Source organism: Xenorhabdus sp. BG5, assembly GCF_015163665.1.
Lineage (GTDB): Bacteria > Pseudomonadota > Gammaproteobacteria > Enterobacterales > Enterobacteriaceae > Xenorhabdus.
The window spans coordinates 1-1,247 of record NZ_JADEUG010000080.1 but is presented as its reverse complement, the minus strand read 5'-3'; the positions used below and the strand labels follow the sequence as shown (position 1 = coordinate 1,247).

Sequence of the window (1,247 nt, the reverse complement as noted above, 5' to 3'; positions counted from 1 at the left end):
ATGTAGCGGTCAAGAAGTTTCGGACACATTTCTAGCCTCTTCCCACAGTCTTTCATATTCAGCGGGAGAAATTCCCCCATTAAAGCGATGAGGACGGATGTCATTGTAATACCCGCCCAAATAGTTGGTGATATCCCTCATGGCATCATGAATGTCCCGATAGCCTTCTGGCGGGATCCATTCACTTTTCAAACTCCGGAATACCCGTTCCATCGGTGAATTATCATAGCAGTTGCCTCTGCGGCTCATGCTTTGGATAAGCTTATTTCGCCAGAGCAGGCGGCGAAACCGTTTGCTGCTGTATTGACTTCCCTGGTCGGAATGAAAAATCAGCCGGCCCTCAAGATGACGGGTTTCCAGGGCATTATTCAATGCCCGGCAGACCAGCCCCGCATCCGGCGAAGAAGCGATGGCCATCCCGACAACCCGGCGGGAAAATAAATCGGTCACCACGGCCAGATAGCACCATCCCTCTGTTGTACGAATATACGTGATGTCTCCGCACCAGTGGGTATTTGGGCATACCGGTGCAAACTGTTGCCGCAAGAGAGTCGGCGAAGCGGGATGGGCTTCACCGGCCGGGCGATAACGGTGAGCCCCCGGTTGACAACTTTGGAGACCACATTCCTGCATTAATCGTCTGGCCTTCCAGCGTCCAACCGGCCGGCCCTCATTAGTCAGTAAATGACTCAATGTGCGACTGCCTATCGCTCCACGACTTTGGTTATACCGTTCACGCCCCCGGATGCGTAACTGCATCCGTTCCGTATCGATGGGGCGTTGTCGCCAGTCATAATAGGCACTGCGTGACACCTCAAGCGCCTGGCATAATGCCGTGATCGGCCATCGGAAACTCAGCCGTGTGATCAACGCATAGCGCCACGGCGCATCTCGCTCATCAGCACGGCCGCCTGCTTTAGGATTTCTTTTTCCATTTCCAGGCGTTTCACCTGTTTCTCTAAGGCCTGTATCTGGCGTTGTTCCGGTGTTAATGCTTTACCTACAGGCGTTATTCCCTGCATTTCCGTCTTGTATTGGCGAACCCATTTTCCCAGGGTGCTAGCATCAATCCCCAGTGAATGGGCGACCTTAACAACCCGCTGCTGATGGAGAATCACCTGTTGAACCGCTTCCAGCTTAAATTCAGTAGAATAGTGGCGTTTGTTGGGTTTCAATTTCATCGCTACACCTCATTGTCATGTTAATAACATGAGCAGGCTTTTGACGTGTCCGAGAGCCTTATACCA

At 52.2% G+C, this 1,247-nt stretch carries 1 protein-coding gene; it reads right to left on the bottom strand.

Translation table 11 applies throughout. The features are described from left to right. Positions 1–9 precede the first annotated feature (9 nt). A protein-coding gene (locus tag IQ209_RS17880; RefSeq protein WP_193852527.1) for an IS3 family transposase occupies positions 10–1,181 on the bottom strand; the annotation gives its coding sequence in 2 pieces (ribosomal slippage) (positions 10–920 and positions 920–1,181; 1,173 coding nt in all). Between the last annotated feature and the right edge of the window lie 66 nt (positions 1,182–1,247).